Annotated in this window: 14 protein-coding genes; 5 read left to right on the top strand and 9 right to left on the bottom strand. The window is 60.4% G+C overall.

The annotated features are described in order from the left end of the window. Positions 1-2: 2 nt before the first annotated feature. Positions 3-530, top strand: a complete 528-nt coding sequence (gene gmhB / locus SB765_RS07940; protein WP_016497362.1) for a D-glycero-beta-D-manno-heptose 1,7-bisphosphate 7-phosphatase — start codon at positions 3-5, stop codon at positions 528-530. 61 nt (positions 531-591) lie between these two features. Beyond that, entirely contained in the window at positions 592-1362 is a 771-nt protein-coding gene (locus SB765_RS07935) for a lysophospholipid acyltransferase family protein (protein WP_016497361.1), read from the top strand. A gap of 177 nt (positions 1363-1539) precedes the next feature. On the opposite strand, the gene SB765_RS07930 is transcribed toward SB765_RS07935, so the two are convergent. Both SB765_RS07930 and SB765_RS07925 read right to left on the bottom strand, forming a co-directional pair. Then, complete coding sequence (locus SB765_RS07930; protein WP_410931157.1) at positions 1540-3159, bottom strand: MFS transporter; 1620 nt, start codon at positions 3157-3159, stop codon at positions 1540-1542. A gap of 97 nt (positions 3160-3256) precedes the next feature. After that, a complete protein-coding gene (locus SB765_RS07925) occupies positions 3257-4903 on the bottom strand; it encodes a GMC family oxidoreductase (protein ID WP_410931156.1) in 1647 nt (548 codons plus the stop codon). Positions 4904-5143: 240 nt separating this feature from the next. Between SB765_RS07925 and SB765_RS07920 the strand changes: the two genes are divergently transcribed. Beyond that, positions 5144-6031, top strand: coding sequence for a LysR family transcriptional regulator (locus SB765_RS07920; RefSeq protein ID WP_016497358.1), 888 nt, complete (start codon positions 5144-5146; stop codon positions 6029-6031). Here the strand turns inward: SB765_RS07920 and SB765_RS07915 are convergent. Genes SB765_RS07915 through SB765_RS07905 form a run of 3 tightly spaced genes read right to left on the bottom strand, consistent with a single transcriptional unit; the run spans position 6020 to position 9027 of the window. Further along, the gene (locus SB765_RS07915) at positions 6020-6838 is read right to left on the bottom strand and encodes a sulfite exporter TauE/SafE family protein (protein ID WP_410931155.1); all 819 of its coding nucleotides are present in this window, start codon (positions 6836-6838) and stop codon (positions 6020-6022) included. The two genes, SB765_RS07920 and SB765_RS07915, sit on opposite strands and share 12 nt — an antisense overlap. Then, a complete protein-coding gene (locus tag SB765_RS07910; protein WP_341797177.1) occupies positions 6835-8103 on the bottom strand; it encodes an FAD/NAD(P)-binding oxidoreductase in 1269 nt (422 codons plus the stop codon). Before SB765_RS07910 ends, SB765_RS07915 begins: the two co-directional genes overlap by 4 nt. Before the next feature lie 39 nt (positions 8104-8142). Further along, complete coding sequence (locus tag SB765_RS07905; RefSeq protein WP_353457299.1) at positions 8143-9027, bottom strand: MBL fold metallo-hydrolase; 885 nt, start codon at positions 9025-9027, stop codon at positions 8143-8145. Positions 9028-9247: 220 nt separating this feature from the next. On the opposite strand from SB765_RS07905, the gene SB765_RS07900 reads away from it, so the two are divergent. Continuing rightward, positions 9248-10540, top strand: a complete 1293-nt coding sequence (locus SB765_RS07900; RefSeq protein ID WP_410931154.1) for a sigma-54 interaction domain-containing protein — start codon at positions 9248-9250, stop codon at positions 10538-10540. A gap of 164 nt (positions 10541-10704) precedes the next feature. Then, on the top strand, positions 10705-11112 hold the full coding sequence (locus SB765_RS07895; protein WP_019470311.1) for an RcnB family protein: 408 nt from the start codon (positions 10705-10707) through the stop codon (positions 11110-11112). A 63-nt stretch (positions 11113-11175) separates the two neighbouring features. Here SB765_RS07895 and gyrB read toward each other — a convergent pair whose 3' ends face one another. The 4 genes from gyrB to dnaA are packed head-to-tail and all read right to left on the bottom strand — an operon-like array spanning position 11176 to position 17408. Next, the gene (gene gyrB, locus SB765_RS07890) at positions 11176-13596 is read right to left on the bottom strand and encodes a DNA topoisomerase (ATP-hydrolyzing) subunit B (protein WP_016497346.1); all 2421 of its coding nucleotides are present in this window, start codon (positions 13594-13596) and stop codon (positions 11176-11178) included. A 4-nt stretch (positions 13597-13600) separates the two neighbouring features. Further along, complete coding sequence (recF, locus tag SB765_RS07885; protein WP_341797175.1) at positions 13601-14704, bottom strand: DNA replication/repair protein RecF; 1104 nt, start codon at positions 14702-14704, stop codon at positions 13601-13603. Between the two features lie 15 nt (positions 14705-14719). Beyond that, entirely contained in the window at positions 14720-15823 is a 1104-nt protein-coding gene (dnaN, locus tag SB765_RS07880) for a DNA polymerase III subunit beta (RefSeq protein ID WP_016489921.1), read from the bottom strand. 40 nt (positions 15824-15863) lie between these two features. Beyond that, complete coding sequence (dnaA, locus tag SB765_RS07875) at positions 15864-17408, bottom strand: chromosomal replication initiator protein DnaA (protein WP_341797174.1); 1545 nt, start codon at positions 17406-17408, stop codon at positions 15864-15866. Positions 17409-17716 lie beyond the last annotated feature (308 nt).

The raw sequence follows: 17716 nt of genomic DNA, 5'->3' as shown, positions 1-17716 counted from the left end.
CCTTGAAACTGCTGATTCTCGACCGTGACGGGGTCATCAACCATGACTCCGACGCCTACATCAAGACGCTGGAAGAATGGGTGCCGATCCCTGGCTCGGTCGAGGCCATCGCGCAGTTGAGCAAAGCGGGCTGGACGGTGGCCGTGGCCACCAACCAGTCCGGCATTGCCCGTGGCTATTACACACTGGCAACCCTGGAAGCCATGCACGCACGCCTGCGCGAGCTGGTGGCGGAGCAGGGGGGCGAGGTGGGCCATATCGTGTATTGCCCGCACGGGCCAGATGAAGGCTGCGATTGCCGCAAGCCAAAGCCTGGCATGCTGGTGGCGATTGCCGAGCATTACCGGGTCGCCCTGCAAGGCGTCTGGTTCGTCGGCGACAGCAAAGGTGACCTGGAGGCCGCCCTGGCCGTCGGTGCACAACCCGTGTTGGTGAAAACCGGCAAGGGCGAGCGGACCCTGGAAAAAGGTGTCCCTGAAACTACACTGATTTTCGACGATCTGGCAGCTATCGCCAGAGAACTAATTTAAACGGTGCGCCTTCGGGCGCATTTTTCTCAGGCGGGCATGCCCCGCAACGGTACAAGCCACTATGTCGATCCTGCAGGCGATCAGAATCTTTCTTTTTTACCTGCTGCTGGGCACCAGTTCGCTGCTGTGGTGCTCGCTGAGCTTCTTCATCGCGCCGTTCCTGTCGTTCCCCAAGCGCTACAGGTTCATCAACGTGTACTGGTGTCGCTGCGCGCTGTTCCTGGTGCGCACCATTCTCGGCATCGACTACAAGGTCACCGGCGCCGAGAACGTGCCGAATGAGCCCTGCGTGATCCTGTCCAACCACCAGAGCACCTGGGAAACGTTCTTCCTTTCCCAGTACTTTTCGCCGCTGAGCCAGGTGCTCAAGCGTGAACTGCTGTACGTGCCGTTCTTCGGTTGGGCCATGGCCATGCTGCGGCCGATCGCGATCAACCGCGACAACCCAAAGGAAGCATTGCGCCAGGTGGCAAGCAAAGGCGACGAGCTGCTCAAGCAGAAGACTTGGGTACTGATCTTTCCGGAAGGCACCCGCGTGCCGTACGGCACCGTGGGCAAGTTCTCCCGCGGCGGTACCGCGTTGGCCGTGAATGCCGGGCTGCCGGTGCTGCCGATAGCCCACAATGCCGGCAAGTTCTGGCCGAAGACCGGGTGGGGCAAGCGTGCCGGTACCATCGAGGTGGTGATTGGCGAGCCGATGTACGCCAATGGCACCGGGCCACGTGCCATCGCCGAGCTCAACGACCGCGCAGCGGCGTGGAACGAAGCCACCCAACGGGCCTTGGGTTCGCTGCCGCCAGCCGATGAAAAAACCCAACAGCAGACCGCTTGATGATCTGTGGATAACTTGTGAGCAGTTTTTCTATCAAATGCTTGAAGTGAACGATAAGTCGTTGAATTAGCTGTTTATTTCTACGTGTGACATTTTTCTTAAAATCGTGCATAAGTTTTTTTGGGGCATAAAAAAACCGGCTTTTACAGCCGGTTTTTTTGTGCCCTGTGAACAGCCTCAGACCTTGTCGAGATCCACGTCTTTGGTCTCTTTAAGGCAGAAAATCCCCACGACCAAACTGATCCCGGTCACCAGCACCGGGTACCACAGCCCGTAGAAGATATCCCCGGTATACACCACCAGCGCGAACGACACGGTTGGCAGGAAGCCGCCAAACCAGCCATTGCCAATATGGTAGGGCAGGGACATTGAGGTGTAGCGGATGCGGGTCGGGAACAGTTCGACCATCACGGCTGCCAGCGGGCCATAGGTCATGGTAGCGATCAGGATCATCGCCACGATCAGCACCACCACCATGACCTGGTTGACCTGCCCTGGGTCGGCCTTGGCCGGGTAGCCAGCCTGCTCCACTGCGCTGCGCATGGCCGCTTCGTCGTAGCCATTGATGGTCTTTTCACCAATATTGACCACCACATCGCTGCCGGCCACGCTTACCGAGCTGTACGGCAGGCCCTGCTTGACCAGGAACGTCTTGACCTTGTCGCACGGGCTGTCGAAACGCGCTTTGCCCACCGGGTCGAACTGGAAGGTACAGCTTTGCGGGTCGGCGGTGACCACGATCGGCGCCTGCCGGCTGGCGGCGTCGATCTGAGGGTTTGCGTAGTGGCTCAGCGCCTTGAATAGCGGGAAGTACAGCACCGTGGCCAGCAGCAGGCCGAGCATCAGGATCGGCTTGCGGCCAATGCGGTCCGACAACCAGCCGAAGAACACGAAGAACGGCGCACCAATCACCACACTGATGATCAGCAGGGTGTTGGCCTGGGCCGGGTCCATCTTCAGCATCTGGGTCATGAAGAACAACACGTAGAACTGCGCTGTGTAGAAGGTTACGGCTTGCCCGGCATTGATGCTGAACAGCGCGGTAAGCACCACTTTCAGGTTCGGCCAGGAGGTGAACGACTCACGGATCGGCGACTTGCTGACCTTTCCCTGGGCCTTCATTTTCACGAAGGCCGGCGACTCGTGCATGCTCATGCGGATCCAGGTGGAAATGCCCAGCAGCACGATCGACAGCAGGAACGGCAAGCGCCAGCCCCAGTTTTCGAACTGGTCGCCACTGATGTAGCGGCTGCCCAGCACCACCAGCAGCGACAGCAACAGGCCAAGGGTGGCGGTGGACTGGATGAAACCGGTGTAGAAGCCCCGTTTGCCCTGAGGCGCATGCTCGGCCACATAGGTGGCAGCACCCCCGTACTCACCACCCAGCGCCAGCCCCTGCAGCATGCGCAGGATCACCAGGATGATCGGTGCGGCAATGCCGATGCTGGCATAGGTGGGCAACAGCCCCACGGCGAATGTGGACAGGCCCATCAGCACGATGGTGACCAGGAAGGTGTACTTGCGCCCGATCATGTCGCCCAGGCGGCCAAACACCAATGCACCGAACGGCCGCACCAGGAAGCCGGCGGCAAAGGCCATGAGGGCGAAGATGAAGGCGGTGGTGTCGTTCACGCCAGCAAAGAACTGCTTGCTGATGACCGCTGCCAGCGCTCCATAGAGAAAAAAGTCATACCACTCGAAAACCGTCCCGAGGGATGACGCGAAAATGATCTTGCGTTCTTCACGGCGGCTGGGGCTGCTGGCCACCGCATCCTGTTCCTGGATGTAATCCGACATCGTTGCTGTCCTCGGCCCGCAGGCCACAGTGATTATTCTTTTTGTTCCACTGTCGGCGGCTTCTGACCGCGAGCCGCCGGTGTTGCACGCACCCGGGTCAGGGGGTCGGTATCGCGTCTTCGTTCAAGTAGGTCTGGGTAGCAGCTCCTTTGAGGATCAATTGCGCCGCCTTCTCGGCGATCATCAGGGTCGGTGAACAGGTATTACCGGAGGTGATCTGCGGCATGATCGAGGCATCGGCCACGCGCAAACCGGGGATGCCGTGTACCCGCAGCTGGTTATCCACAACGTCCAGGGCGCCGCTGCCCATGCGGCAGGTACCCACCGGGTGGAAGATGGTGGTGCCAATCTTGCCGGCTGCCTCAAACAGCTCTGGCTCGGTTTGCAGTGCTGGGCCTGGCAGGTATTCCTTGGGGTCGAACGCTGCAAGGGCAGGGGCCTGCACGATGCGCCGGGTGAGGCGGATGGCATCGGCGGCCACGCGCAGGTCCTGTGGGTCGCTGAGGTAGTTGGGGTCGATCAGCGGCGTGCTGTTCATGTCGGTGCTGCTGATATCGATACGCCCGCGGCTTACCGGGCGCAGGTTGCACACCGATGCGGTAAAGGCCGGGAACGGGTGCAGCGGCTCACCGAAACGCTCCAGTGACAGCGGCTGTACGTGATACTGCAGGTTGGCTGTGGCCTGTTCCGGGCCCGAGCGCACGAACGCGCCCAGCTGGCTCGGCGCCATGGCCAGCGGGCCGCTGCGGTCATAGAGATAGCGCAGGCCCATGCCCATCTTGCCCCAGAGGCTATTGGCCATCTGGTTCAAGGTGCGGGTATTGCGGATCTGGTAGATCAGGCGCAGTTGCAGGTGGTCCTGAAGGTTGCCACCCACGCCCGGCATATCGTGGCGTACACCAATGCCCAGGCTTTCCAGCAGCTGGCGCGGGCCGATGCCGGAGCGTTGCAGAATACCGGGTGAACCAACAGCGCCGGCGCAGAGGATGATTTCGCGACGCGACGCAAACTCGTGCCAGGCGCCTTGCCAAAATGCTTTCACGGCCCGCGCCCGGGTGTTGTTGAGCAGTACCTGGTCAACCTGAACGCCGGTCAGCACAGTGAGGTTGGCGCGGTCCTTTATCGGCCTCAGGAAAGCTTTGGAGGCGTTCCAGCGTACGCCGCTGCGCTGGTTGACCTGAAAGTATCCACAGCCCTGGTTGTCGCCGGTGTTGAAGTCGTCGACCTTGCCGATGCCGCTTTGCTCGGCGGCATCACGGAAAGCATCGAGGATCGGCCAACTGTAGCGCTGGCGCTCGACCCGCCATTCGCCGTCACCGCCGTGGTGCTCACTGGCGCCGGCGAAGTGGTTTTCGCTGGCCTTGAACAGCGGCAGCACGTCCTTCCAGGCCCAGCCGTCATTGCCTTGCTCGGCCCAGCGGTCATAGTCCGCCGCCTGGCCACGCATGTAGATCATGCCGTTGATTGAAGAACAGCCACCGAGCACCTTGCCGCGTGGGTAGCCCAGTGCGCGCCCCCCCAGGCCTGGCTGCGCCTCGGTCTTGAAGCACCAGTCAGTGCGCGGGTTGCCGATGCAATAGAGATAGCCGACGGGGATGTGAATCCAGGGATAGTTGTCGCGGCCACCTGCTTCCAGCAGCAAAACGCGGCAGGATGGGTCGGCGGACAAACGGTTGGCCAGCAGGCAACCGGCGGGACCGGCCCCTACGACCACGTAGTCGAAGACAGAATCGGCTGATGGCATGTGCAACCTCGCGCCCGTTTTTTATTCTTGTCCCGATCCATCTTAGTGCGTAATTTCGTGGGTGAAACACGAGATTTCGCGCAGCCGTTGTGCGTTTTAGCACAGGGGTAAGCCTGGACCGACCTCTTCGCGGGCTCGCCCGCTCCCACAGGGATCTCGTTACCTTCAGGATGTTCTCTGTACCTGTGGGAGCGGGCATGCCCGCGAAGAGGCCGGAACGAACTGCCAAAAAGGATCAGCATGTTCGACTGGAACGATCTGCGGTTTTTCCTCGAGTTGCAGCGCAGCGGCCGCCTGCTTACCGCCGCAAAGCGCCTCAACACTACCCACAGCACCGTGGCCCGGCACATCGAGAGCATCGAGCAAAGCCTGGGCACAGCACTGTTTGTGCAGCATGCCCAGGGCTACGAGCTGACCCCCTCCGGCCAAGCCCTGCTCAAGCATGCAGAAGCCATGGAAAACGTCGCGCTGTTGGCGCAGGAAGAAATCACCCAGGCCATCACCCCGTTGGGCAAGATTCGCCTGGGGGTAACCGAAGGCATCGGCATCATGTTCTTCACCCCACGCATGAATGCGTTGTTCGAGCGCTACCCGGGCCTGGAGGTGGAGCTGGTGGCGGTGCCGCGCTTTGTCAGCATCCTCAATCGCGAAGCGGAGATAAGCATTCACCTGGAACGCCCCAACGCCGACCTGTTGATAACCCGCAAGCTCACCGACTACCGCCTGGCGCTCTACGCCAGCCAGGGCTACCTGGACCAAGCACCGCCGTTGCGCAACCGCGAAGACCTGGCCCGGCACAACTGGATCGGCTACGTCGACGACCTGCTGTTCAGCCAGGAGCTGCTGTTTCTCAACAGTTTCTGCCGGGCACCGACCGTGGTGTTTCGCAGCACCAGCGTCATTGCCCAACAGGCTGCTGCCCGCGCGGGGCTGGGCATCGCCGTACTGCCCAACTACATGGCTCACGACGACCCGACGCTGGTGCGCGTACTGCCTGGCGAGACCATCCAGCGCAGCTACTGGATCTGCACCCGCCGCGAGCTGCACAAGTCAGTGCGCCTGCGGGTGGTGTGGGACTACCTGCTGGCGCTGTGCGCGGCAGAACAGGACGCGCTGCTAGCCCAATAGCGCCTTGCCAGCCAGCAGCAATGCCGCGGTCCAACCGGCCACCGCAAACATCTGCTGCAAACGCGGCCCGACCAGCCTGGCCGCCAATGGCCGCGCCAGCAGCAGGCCGAGCACCGCGCCTGATGCGAACGGGGCTCCGACCTGCCAATGCATGACACCCGCCAAGCTGGCGCTGACCACACTGCCGGTGGACACCAGTGCGATCACCGCCAGCGAGGTGGACACGATGCTGGCCATGCGCAGGTTGGTATAGCGGTTCAGGGCCGGGATGATGACAAAACCACCGCCAACCCCGAGCAAACCCGACAGCAGCCCGGACAAGGCACCGGTGAATGCCAAGGCGCGTGCGCAGGGCAGGGTCCAGCGCAAGCGGCCTTGCAACGGGTTCAGCACACAGGGTTCGATATAGCGATGGGCGTCATTGGCCTCACCGCGCAGTTCCCTGGCCGCCTTACGCCAGATACGCAGGCAGGCGTACACCAGCACTCCGGCAAACACCAACTGTAAAGGTGTATTCGGCAAGCGGTGCGCCAGCATCAGCCCGAACGGCGCCGCTGCTACGCCGATCAGCGCGATAAAAAGCGCCGCCCGATAACGCACCAACCCCTGACGCAGCCCCAGCACTGCGCCAACCGCCGCCGCCATGCCTACGGCCAACAGTCCGACCGGTGCAGCCTCGACCATCGACAGCCCCAGGCCGAACACCAGCAAGGGCACAGCAAGAATGCCACCGCCGGCGCCGGTCAACGCCAGCACCGCACCGATGATCGCGCCCAGGCCCGCCCCCAACAATTGATGTTCGATCACTGCCCACCCTCGGCTACCAGCTGCGGGCGCGCCAGCCACTCGCGGCCCTTGAGCATGCCTTGCCAGTACAGCGGCGGCAGCGCCTGCGCCTTGAGCAACCAGGCCAGGCGCGTCGGCTTGCGGCCATCCAGCAACCAACTGGGAAAGCTCGGTGCCAGTTTGCCGCCATAGGTGAACTCGGCCAGGACGATCTTGCCGCGCTCTACCGTCAGCGGGCACGAACCATAGCCATCGTACTGGGCGAGAGTGGGCAGCCGGCCCAGTGCCACCAGCACATTGTTGGCCACTACCGGCGCCTGCTTGCGGGCCGCTGCGGCGGTCTTGGCATTGCTGGTATTGGCCACGTCACCCAGGGCATGGATGTTGGTGTACTTGCGATGGCGCAGGGTATGCGGGTCGACATCGACCCAGCCGCCATTATCGGCCAACGGGCTTTCGCGAATAAACGCCGGCGCCACTTGTGGCGGTACCACGTGGAGCATGTCAAAAGCCTCGATGCGCGTTTCGCTGCTGCCATCGGGCAGGGTGCGCACGAAGGTGGCGCGCTTGTTCGGGCCATCCACGGCGACCAGTCGGTGGGAGAAATTGAGGTCTACCGCGTATTTTTCGATGTACTTCATCAGCGCGGGCACATAGTCCGCCACACCGAACAAGACTGCACCGGCATTGAAGAAGCTGGCTTTCACCGCACCAAGATGGCCGTTGCGCAACCAGTGGTCGCAAGACAGGTACAGCGCCTTTTGCGGCGCGCCCGCACATTTGATCGGCATGGGCGGCTGGCTGAACACGGCGCGGCCTTGCTTGAGTTTCTGTACCAGCTCCCAGGTGTAGGGCGCGAGGTCATAGCGGTAGTTGGAGGTGACACCGTTGCGGCCCAGGGTTTCGCTGAGCCCATCGATGCCCGCCCAGTCCAGCGTGAGCCCGGGGCAGACCACCAGCTGTTCATAGCTGATGGCGCGGCCGTCCTCAAGGATGACCAGCTGGCCCAGAGGGTCGAAACCCTGCACCCGCGCCTTGACCCAGCGCACACCGCGCGGGATGGTCGAGGCCATGGTGCGGGCGGTACTCGGTGCCGTGAACACACCGGCACCGACCATGGTCCAGCCGGGTTGGTAGTAATGCACGTCGGCAGGGTCGATCAAGGCAACGTCCAGCGACGGGTCACGGCTGACCAGGCTGGAAGCGGTGGCGATACCCGAGGCACCGGCACCGACGATGACGACTTTGTGGTGGTCGGTATTGGCAGGGGACAACAAGGCAGGCATGGCGGTAAATCCTGGAAATCTGATTATGGGGCAGGGCGGTTACAGCTTGTTCAGCGGGATTTTCAGATAGCTCACGCCGTTCTCTTCCGGCGCGGGGAGCTGGCCGCTGCGCATGTTCACCTGCACCGAAGGCAGGATCAGCACCGGCATGTCGAGGGTCTTGTCACGGGCTTCGCGCATGGCGACGAAACTGTCCTCATCGATGCCCTGGTGAATATGAATGTTGCTGGCGCGCTGCTCGGCCACCGTGGTGACGTACTGCATGTCGCGGCCACCTGGCAGGTAGTCGTGGCACATGAACAGCCGGGTCTGGTCGGGGAAAGCCAGCAGACGACGGATAGAGCGATACAGGGTACGGGCATCGGCCCCGGGGAAGTCGCACCGGGCAGTGCCATAGTCGGGCATGAACAGGGTGTCACCCACAAACACCGCGATCTCGCCGGCGTCTTCGATCATGAAGCTCATGCATGCGGGCGTATGCCCGGGCGTGTGCAGTGCCCGGGCGTGCAGGTTGCCGATACGGAACCCTTCCTCGTCTTCGAGCAGCACATCGAACTGGCTGCCATCACGGGCGAAGCCAGGTTCTGCATTGAACAAGGCCCCGAATACTTTCTGCACCTGGGTGATGTGCGCGCCGATAGCGGTATGGCCGCCCAGCTTTTCCTTCAGGTAGGCGGCTGCTGAAAGATGGTCGGCGTGTACATGGGTTTCCAGTACCCACCGCACGCTGGCATTCAGTTCGGTCACGCGTTCGATCAGGCGGTCGGCCGAAGCGCTGCAGGTGCGCCCGGACTTGGGGTCGTAATCCAGCACGCTGTCGATCAACGCGCATTGCCGGGTTTCACGGTCCATGACCAGGTAGCTGATGGTCGAGGTCGCCTCATCGTAAAAGGCGTCCACGTGCAGGTTGTTGCCGATGATCATCACGTTCTCCAATTTATCCGCCCCGCCTTGCAAGGCGTAGGCAGTGACAGGAGGTTTATCAAGATGCATGCCAGCCTTTTCAGCGCGCTTGGGCCAAGGAAACCGGCCCGTTGCAGACAACTGGCAGCAGCAGTGGCAGAGCAGGTGGCAGTCGACTGTCAGCCAATGGCAGTGTTTGGCAGTCCTTGTTACGCTGCTCAGTCATCCAAACGGTGCCGTCATGCCTGAAGCCCATCCCCTCATCCTAGCTCTGGTTTCCTACCTTGAGCACGATGCCCTGCCGGCCATCGTGCTGGACACCGACTACAACATCTTGGCCGCCAACGCCGCCTATCGCCGCCAGTTCGGCCACCATGACCAAGCCCCGCTGGGGGAGAAGTGCCACAAGGTGTCGCACCATTACGCCGTACCGTGCGACCAGGCCGGCGAGCATTGCCCCATGCGCAAGGCCTGGGACAGCAAGGTGCCCGAGCGAGTGCTGCATGTTCATCACACACCACGCGGCCCCGAGCATGTCGATGTCGAGCTGCGCCCGATTCTGGATGAACAGGGCAGGGTGGTGGCCTTTGTCGAACGCCTGACCACCATCACCCTCGCATCAGCGCAACCTCAGGAGCAAGGCCTGGTCGGCCGGGCCCCAGCTTTCAAGGCTGCCTTGGCCAGCCTGCAACGTGCGGCGCCAGCGCAGATCCCGGTGCTGCTGCAAGGCGAGTCGGGTAGTGGTAAAGAACTGTTCGCCCGTGCGGTGCACATGGGCAGCCCCAGAGCAAACGGCCCGCTGGTGGTGGTCGACTGCACTGGCCTGACGGAGTCGTTGTTCGAAAGCGAGTTGTTCGGCTATGAGAAAGGCGCGTTCACCGGTGCCAACCAACGCAAGATCGGCTTGGCTGAGGCGGCCCATGGCGGCACCCTGTTCCTCGACGAAATTGGCGAAGTACCGCTGGCGATGCAGGTGAAGCTGCTGCGTCTGATCGAGTCTGGCAGCTTCCGCCCGGTGGGCAGCCTGCGCACGGTGCATTCGGATTTTCGCCTGGTATCGGCCACCCACAAGCCGCTCAAACAGATGGTTGCGGATGGCACCTTCCGTGAAGACCTGTATTACCGTATCAGCGGTTTCCCGATCCGCTTGCCTGCATTGCGAGAGCGGGTGGAAGATCTGGCGCTGCTTGCGCAGAGCCTGCTCCAGCGCATGCCTGGCAAGCCGACGCCCAGGCTGAGTGACGATGCCTTGCAGCAACTTGGGTTGCATGCGTTTCCGGGCAATATCCGCGAGCTGCGCAACATCCTGGAAAGGGCGCGTCTGTTTGCCGATGACGGGCTGATTCGACCCGAGCACTTACCGGAAGATATCGGGCCGGTGGGGGCGCTGAAAGGAAGCGGCCGTCGTAATGACTTGGGTGAGCTGGCGCAGGCGCTGCAACAGTTCAAGGGCTCGCGTAGCGAACTTGCCAGCCATCTTGGCATGAGTGAACGCACGCTCTATCGCCGCTTGAAGGCCCTAGGGTTGAATTAACGACTATCGGCAAACGCTCCCACGGTGATCGCCCCACCTGCACCTTTACCCGACCTTTACCTCTGCCCTTACATTAAACGGCTAGAACCGTGGTCTGATTGGTTAACCACACCCGGTACCCATACAGTGACAACCGGGCGTTAACAGGCAGAGGACCGCAACAAATGAAGAAAACCCTAACCGTGATCTGCGCCGCGCTCATGTTCAGCGCACCGTTGGCCAGCTTCGCGCAGCCGGGCCCACCAGACCGACATGATGGCGGCCCATCGCACCAAGGCAACTCGCCTCATGGTCAGCCCCAGCAACAGGGCCGACATGACAATGGCCGCGGTCCTGCTTACCGTGATCCGAACTTCCGTCCACAACAAGGCATGCCGGTACCTCATCAGCAATGGCAGCGTGGTCATGCCGTTGACCCGCATTACCGTGGTGACCGTTACTGGGTAACCGACTGGAAAGCGCGCCACCTGTATGCACCACCACGCGATCACCGTTGGTTGTATGTGAACGGCGACTATGTATTGATGTCGATCGCCAGTGGCAGGATCGTGAACATTCTTACCGGCTACTGATTTTTGCAGACACTAAAAAGCCCGCATCAGCGGGCTTTTTAGTGTCTGTCGTTTTACACCTGATCAGAAGTCCAGGTTGGACACCGACAACGCGTTGCTTTCGATGAACTCACGACGCGGCTCGACTGCATCACCCATCAGGGTGTTGAAGATCTGGTCAGCAGCGATCGCATCCTCGATGGTGACCTTGAGCATACGGCGAACGGTCGGGTCCATGGTGGTTTCCCACAGCTGGTCCGGGTTCATCTCACCCAGCCCTTTGTATCGCTGAATGGTGTGGCGCTTGGTGGTCTCGTTCATCAGCCAGTCCAGGCCTTCCTTGAACTCGACAATTGCCTTACGGCGTTCACCACGTTGTACGTAAGCACCTTCACCCAACAGGCTGGAAAGCTTGGCACCGATGTTGACGACGGTCCGGTAGTCATTGCTGCCAAAGAAGTCACGGTTGAACGTGATGTAGCTGGCCAGGCCGTGGGAGGTGATTTCCACTTCCGGCAGCCATACGTTGCGTTCTTTGTCTTCACGCAGGCTGGCGTTGTAAGCCAGGCCAGACTTCTGGCTGGAGTTCAGACGCTCCTGCAGCTTGGCCAGCCAGGCTTGCATCACCGCGTGGTCACCCAACTGCTCCAGGGTCACCTCAGGCAGGTAGACGAAGTGCTCGGTCAGCTCTTCCGGGTACAAACGCGACAGGCGCTTGAGGGTCTTCATGACACTACGGAATTCGTTCACCAGGCTTTCCAGCTGCACGCCAGAAACCGCTGGGGCCGACTCGTCCAGGTGCAGGCTAGCGTCTTCAAGGGCCGACTGGGTCATGTATTCCTCCATGGCCTCGTCGTCCTTGATGTACTGCTCCTGCTTACCTTTTTTCACCTTGTACAGTGGCGGCTGGGCAATGTAGATGTAGCCACGCTCGACCAGTTCCGGCAACTGACGGAAGAAGAAGGTCAGCAGCAGGGTACGGATGTGCGAACCGTCAACGTCAGCATCGGTCATGATGATGATGTTGTGATAACGCAACTTGTCGATGTTGTACTCTTCGCGGCCGATACCACAGCCAAGCGCAGTGATCAGCGTGCCCACTTCCTGGGACGAGATCATCTTGTCGAAGCGTGCTTTCTCGACGTTGAGGATCTTACCCTTCAGCGGCAAGATCGCCTGGGTACGACGGTTACGACCTTGCTTGGCCGAGCCACCTGCGGAGTCACCCTCCACCAGGTACAGTTCGGAAAGGGCAGGGTCCTTCTCCTGGCAGTCCGCCAACTTGCCTGGCAGGCCGGCGATATCCAGCGCACCTTTGCGGCGAGTCATCTCGCGGGCTTTACGTGCCGCTTCACGCGCACGAGCAGCGTCGATCATCTTGCCAACGACGGCCTTGGCCTCGTTCGGGTTTTCCAGCAGGAAGTCAGAGAAGTACTTGTTCATCTCCTGTTCCACGGCGGTTTTCACCTCCGAGGAAACCAGCTTGTCTTTGGTCTGCGAGCTGAACTTGGGGTCCGGTACCTTCACCGAGATGATCGCGGTCAGGCCTTCACGGGCGTCGTCACCCGTGGTCGCCACCTTGTTCTTCTTGGCCAGGCCTTCCTGTTCGATGTAGCTGTTCAGGCTACGGGTCAGCGAAGAACGGAAGCCCACCAAGTGGGTGCCACCGTCGCGCTGTGGAATGTTGTTGGTGAAGCACAGCAGGTTTTCGTTGAAGCTGTCGTTCCACTGCAGAGCAACTTCCACGCCCACGCCGTCTTCACGCTGAACGCTGAAGTGGAACACCTGGGAGTTGACTGGCGTCTTGTTGGTGTTCAGGTACTCGACGAACGCACGCAGGCCGCCTTCGTACTTGAAGAACTCTTCCTTACCGCTGCGCTCGTCCTTCAGCAGAATGCCAACGCCCGAGTTGAGGAACGACAACTCGCGAATACGCTTGGCCAGGATGTCCCAGCTGAAGTGAATATTCTTGAAGGTCTCAGCCGACGGCTTGAAGTGGATGTGCGTACCGGTGGTTTCGCTTTCACCGACAACAGCCATCGGCGCTTGTGGTACGCCGTGAACGTAGGTCTGCTCCCAGATCTTGCCGCTCCGGCGAACGGTCAGCACGAGCTTCTCGGACAGGGCGTTCACAACAGAAACACCTACACCGTGCAAGCCGCCAGATACTTTGTAGGAGTTATCATCGAACTTACCGCCGGCGTGCAGTACGGTCATGATGACCTCGGCTGCGGAAACGCCTTCTTCTTTATGCACGTCGACCGGAATGCCGCGACCGTTGTCGCGCACACTGATGGATTCGTCCGTGTGGATGATGACGGTGATGTCATCGCAGTGACCGGCGAGGGCTTCGTCGATCGAGTTGTCGACCACCTCGAAGACCATGTGGTGCAGGCCGCTACCATCATCGGTGTCGCCAATGTACATGCCGGGACGCTTGCGTACGGCATCCAAACCTTTCAGCACCTTGATGCTAGAGGAGTCGTACGTTTGATTTTCGCTCATGCCTTCACTCCCGATGGTCGTGGGTCTGGGTGATACGGCCTTGTTCCACGTGGAACAAAGCAACTGGCGTTTCCGTCTGCCAGCCTTCCCTCAGTAATTCGTGATCTACACAGGTGATGAAAACCTGGCAGCGTAATTCTTCAAGCAAGCGGCACAGCGCGCGGCGATGCTTGTCGTCCAGTTCGGACGGCAAGTCATCCACGAGATAAATACAGTTACCGCGACGAGCCTGGCTGACGAGGTGGCCTTGGGCAATGCGCAATGCGCACACCACCAGCTTTTGCTGACCACGCGACAGGATGTCGGCCGCGTTATTGGCAGCCAGACGAAGACGCAGATCAGCACGCTGCGGACCGGCTTGGGTATGGCCCATCTGCTGATCGCGAAGGAGAGAGGATGCGAGTACTTCTTGCAGTTCCCGGTCCTTGTCCCAGCCTCGGTAGTAGCTCAGGGTCAACCCGTCCAGCTCGACCAGTTCGCTCAGGGTTCGCTCGAAGACAGGCTTCAAGGCCTTGATGTAGTTGCGACGGTATTCATCTATTTCCGCGCTGGCCAGGCACAATTCCCGGTCCCAGGCGGCTTGCGAAGCTGCGTCAAGTGTACCATGACGCAACCATGAGTTCCGCTGCCGCAGCGCCTTCTGCAGCCGTTGCCAGGCTGGCAAAAAACGAGGTTCCACGTGGAACACACCCCAATCCAGGAACTGGCGGCGTATTTTCGGGGCACCTTCCAACAGCCGGAAACTGTCTGGGTTGATGAGCTGCAGCGGTAACAGTTCCGCCAGCTGGGCGGCGCTACGTGCATTCTGCCCATCGATGCGTATGGTGAATTCTCCCTGCCGCTCTCGAGAGACACCCAGGTTACTGGTGCCACCTTCAGCCAACTGCACTTCACCAAATACGGTACAGGCAGACTGCTCATACTGGATAACCGGGTTCAGGCGGGTGCTGCGAAATGACCGCGCAAGCCCGAGCAAGTGCACAGCTTCAAGCACACTGGTCTTGCCACTGCCATTGGCGCCGAAAAGGATATTGATGCGGGGGGAGGGCGAGAGGGTCACCGGGTGCAAGTTGCGCACCGCGGTGACCATGATCCGTCGAAGGGACATTGCGCCTGCTACAGGTTACAGGCGCATCGGCATGACAACGTAGGAAGAATCGTCATTGCCAGCTTCCTGCAGCAGCGCACTGCTGTTGGAGTCGGACAGGATCAGACGAACTTGCTCGGTAGTCATCACGCCCAGCACGTCCAGCAGGTAGCTGACGTTAAAGCCGATTTCCAGCGAGCTACCTTCGTAGTCCACGCTGATCTCTTCTTCAGCTTCTTCCTGCTCAGGGTTGTTGGCCTGGATCTTCAGTTGGCCAGCAGCCAGTTGCAAGCGAATACCGCGGTACTTTTCGTTGGAAAGAATCGCAGTTCGGCTGAAGGCTTCACGCAGCGCCTGGCGGTCACCAACCACCACCTTGTCGCCGCCCTTGGGCAGTACACGCTCGTAGTCCGGGAACTTGCCATCCACCAGCTTGGAAGTGAAGGTGAATTCACCGGTTGTGGCGCGAATGTGGTGCTGGCCCAGGACGATGCTGACCATGCCTTCCGGGTCGGTCAGCAGGCGGGCCAGTTCCAGGATACCTTTGCGTGGCACGATGACCTGGTGGCGATCTTCCTGCTCGATCGGCGCGGTCATGGAACACAGCGCCAGGCGGTGGCCGTCAGTGGAAACTGCGCGCAGGGTGTTACGGGAAACCTCCAGCAGCATGCCGTTGAGGTAATAGCGCACATCCTGCTGGGCCATGGCGAAGCTGGTGCGCTCGATCAGACGGCGCAACTTGCTCTGTTCCAGGTTGCAGGTCAGCGAACCCGGGCCTTCTTCCACAGTCGGGAAGTCATTGGCTGGCAGGGTAGACAGGGTGAAGCGGCTGCGGCCGGCCTTCACCAACAGTTTCTGCTCGTCGACCTTGATATCGATCAGGGCGTCGTTCGGCAGGCTTTTACAAATGTCCATCAGCTTGCGCGCCGGCACAGTGATTTCGCCAGGCTCGGCCGGCTCTTCCAGTTGTACGCGGCCTACCAGTTCGACTTCCAGGTCGGTACCGGTCAACGACAGTTGCTGGCCTTGTACGACCAGCAATACGTTGGACAGGACCGGCAAGGTCTGACGGCGCTCTACGACACCGGCGACCAGTTGCAGGGGTTTCAACAGGGCTTCGCGTTGAATGGTGAAATGCATGGTCTAGTCCCTTGCCTTCAATTAGCTGCGCAGACGGCCATCAGGTCGTCAGCGTCCGCAGCAGGTTCTTGTAGTCCTCGCGGATGTCCGCGTCGGATTCCTTCAATTCGTTGATCTTGCGGCAGGCGTGCAGCACGGTCGTGTGGTCGCGACCACCGAACATGTCGCCGATTTCCGGCAGACTGTGGTTGGTCAGCTCCTTGGACAGGGCCATGGCCACCTGACGTGGACGCGCGACAGAACGCGAACGACGCTTGGACAACAGATCAGAGATCTTGATCTTGTAGTACTCGGCGACGGTTCGCTGAATGTTATCCACACTCACCAGTTTATCTTGCAGCGCCAGCAAGTCTTTCAGCGACTCACGGATCAGCTCGATGGTGATGTCGCGGCCCATGAAGTGCGAGTGGGCAATCACCCGCTTCAGTGCACCTTCGAGCTCACGTACGTTGGAGCGAATGCGCTGGGCAATGAAGAAGGCCGCATCATGTGGCAGCTCGACCTTGGCCTGATCGGCCTTCTTCATCAGGATCGCTACGCGGGTTTCCAGCTCTGGTGGCTCTACAGCCACCGTCAGCCCCCAACCAAAGCGCGACTTCAGGCGCTCTTCCAGGCCTTCGATCTCCTTGGGGTAACGGTCAGAGGTAAGAATTACCTGCTGGCCGCCCTCAAGCAGGGCGTTGAAGGTGTGGAAAAACTCTTCCTGCGAGCGCTCTTTGCGAGCAAAGAACTGGATATCGTCGATCAGCAACGCATCCACCGAACGGTAGAAGCGCTTGAATTCGTTGATGGCGTTGAGCTGCAGCGCCTTGACCATGTCTGCGACGAAGCGCTCCGAGTGCAGGTACACGACCTTGGCGTTCGGGTTCTTCTTCAGCAGGTGGTTACCCACAGCATGCATAAGGTGGGTTTTACCCAGGCCCACGCCGCCATACAGGAACAGCGGGTTGTAGCCATGCTTGGGGTTATCGGCCACCTGCCAGGCAGCCGCGCGCGCCAACTGGTTCGACTTACCTTCAACAAAGGTGTCGAAAGTGAAGGTGCGGTTCAGGTAGCTGGTGTGCTTGAGCGCACCTTCCACCTGCACAGTGCGCTGTTCGGTCCGGGTATTGCTGGCTGGCGGCGAGACGGGCTCGGCCATGGCATCGAAGCTGTCACGCGACGACGGCTCGGCCATTTCATTGACCAGCACAGGCTCTGCCGCTGTTACAGCCGCAGGCTCGACTGCGGCCGCTACCGGCAAAGGCCTCTGAGGTTGGGTCTGCGCCCGGGTCTGCGCCAGCGAAGCGGCCACGGCAGCGCTGACTGGCGCGTTGGGCGCAGCCCGCGGAGCCGAGCTGCGACGGCTGCCTATTAATAAGGAAAGGGCAGGCGCAATTCCGCTGCCGTTTTCACCCAACAGCTCGAGCAAGCGGCCCAGGTACTTTTCATTGACCCAATCGAGAACGAAACGGTTAGGCGCATAGACGCGCAACTCGTCGCCTTCGGCTTCGACCTGTAGCGGACGGATCCAGGTGTTGAATTGCTGGGCAGGCAGTTCATCGCGCAGAAGCTCCACGCACTGCTGCCAAAGTTCCACTGACACGGATATCCCCTGAGTTTGAAAGCCGGATGAGGCAAAAACAATCCGACATTGTACCGGTCGAGCGTTCAGTTATCCACATGTGGACACGTTAGGAACCATGACAAAACAGCCATTTATCGACCAAAACGACTTCGCCGCACTGTGCATAAGACCTGTGGATAAGCGACCATGAGGGCTATGCACAACCCTAGGTCGTAGTCTGTTGATAACTCTGCTGTGGGTAAGTACCATTTTAATCCACAGCTTTCGACCACGATGAAAACAAGCGCAGCACCGGTTGAGAACAAAGTTTCAAAACTCTGTACATG

This window comes from Pseudomonas sp. SIMBA_067 (genome assembly GCF_046534675.1).
Taxonomy (GTDB): Bacteria; Pseudomonadota; Gammaproteobacteria; order Pseudomonadales; family Pseudomonadaceae; genus Aquipseudomonas; species Aquipseudomonas putida.
The sequence above is the reverse complement of the archived record's forward strand: the minus strand, read 5'-3'. Positions and strand labels throughout refer to the sequence as shown.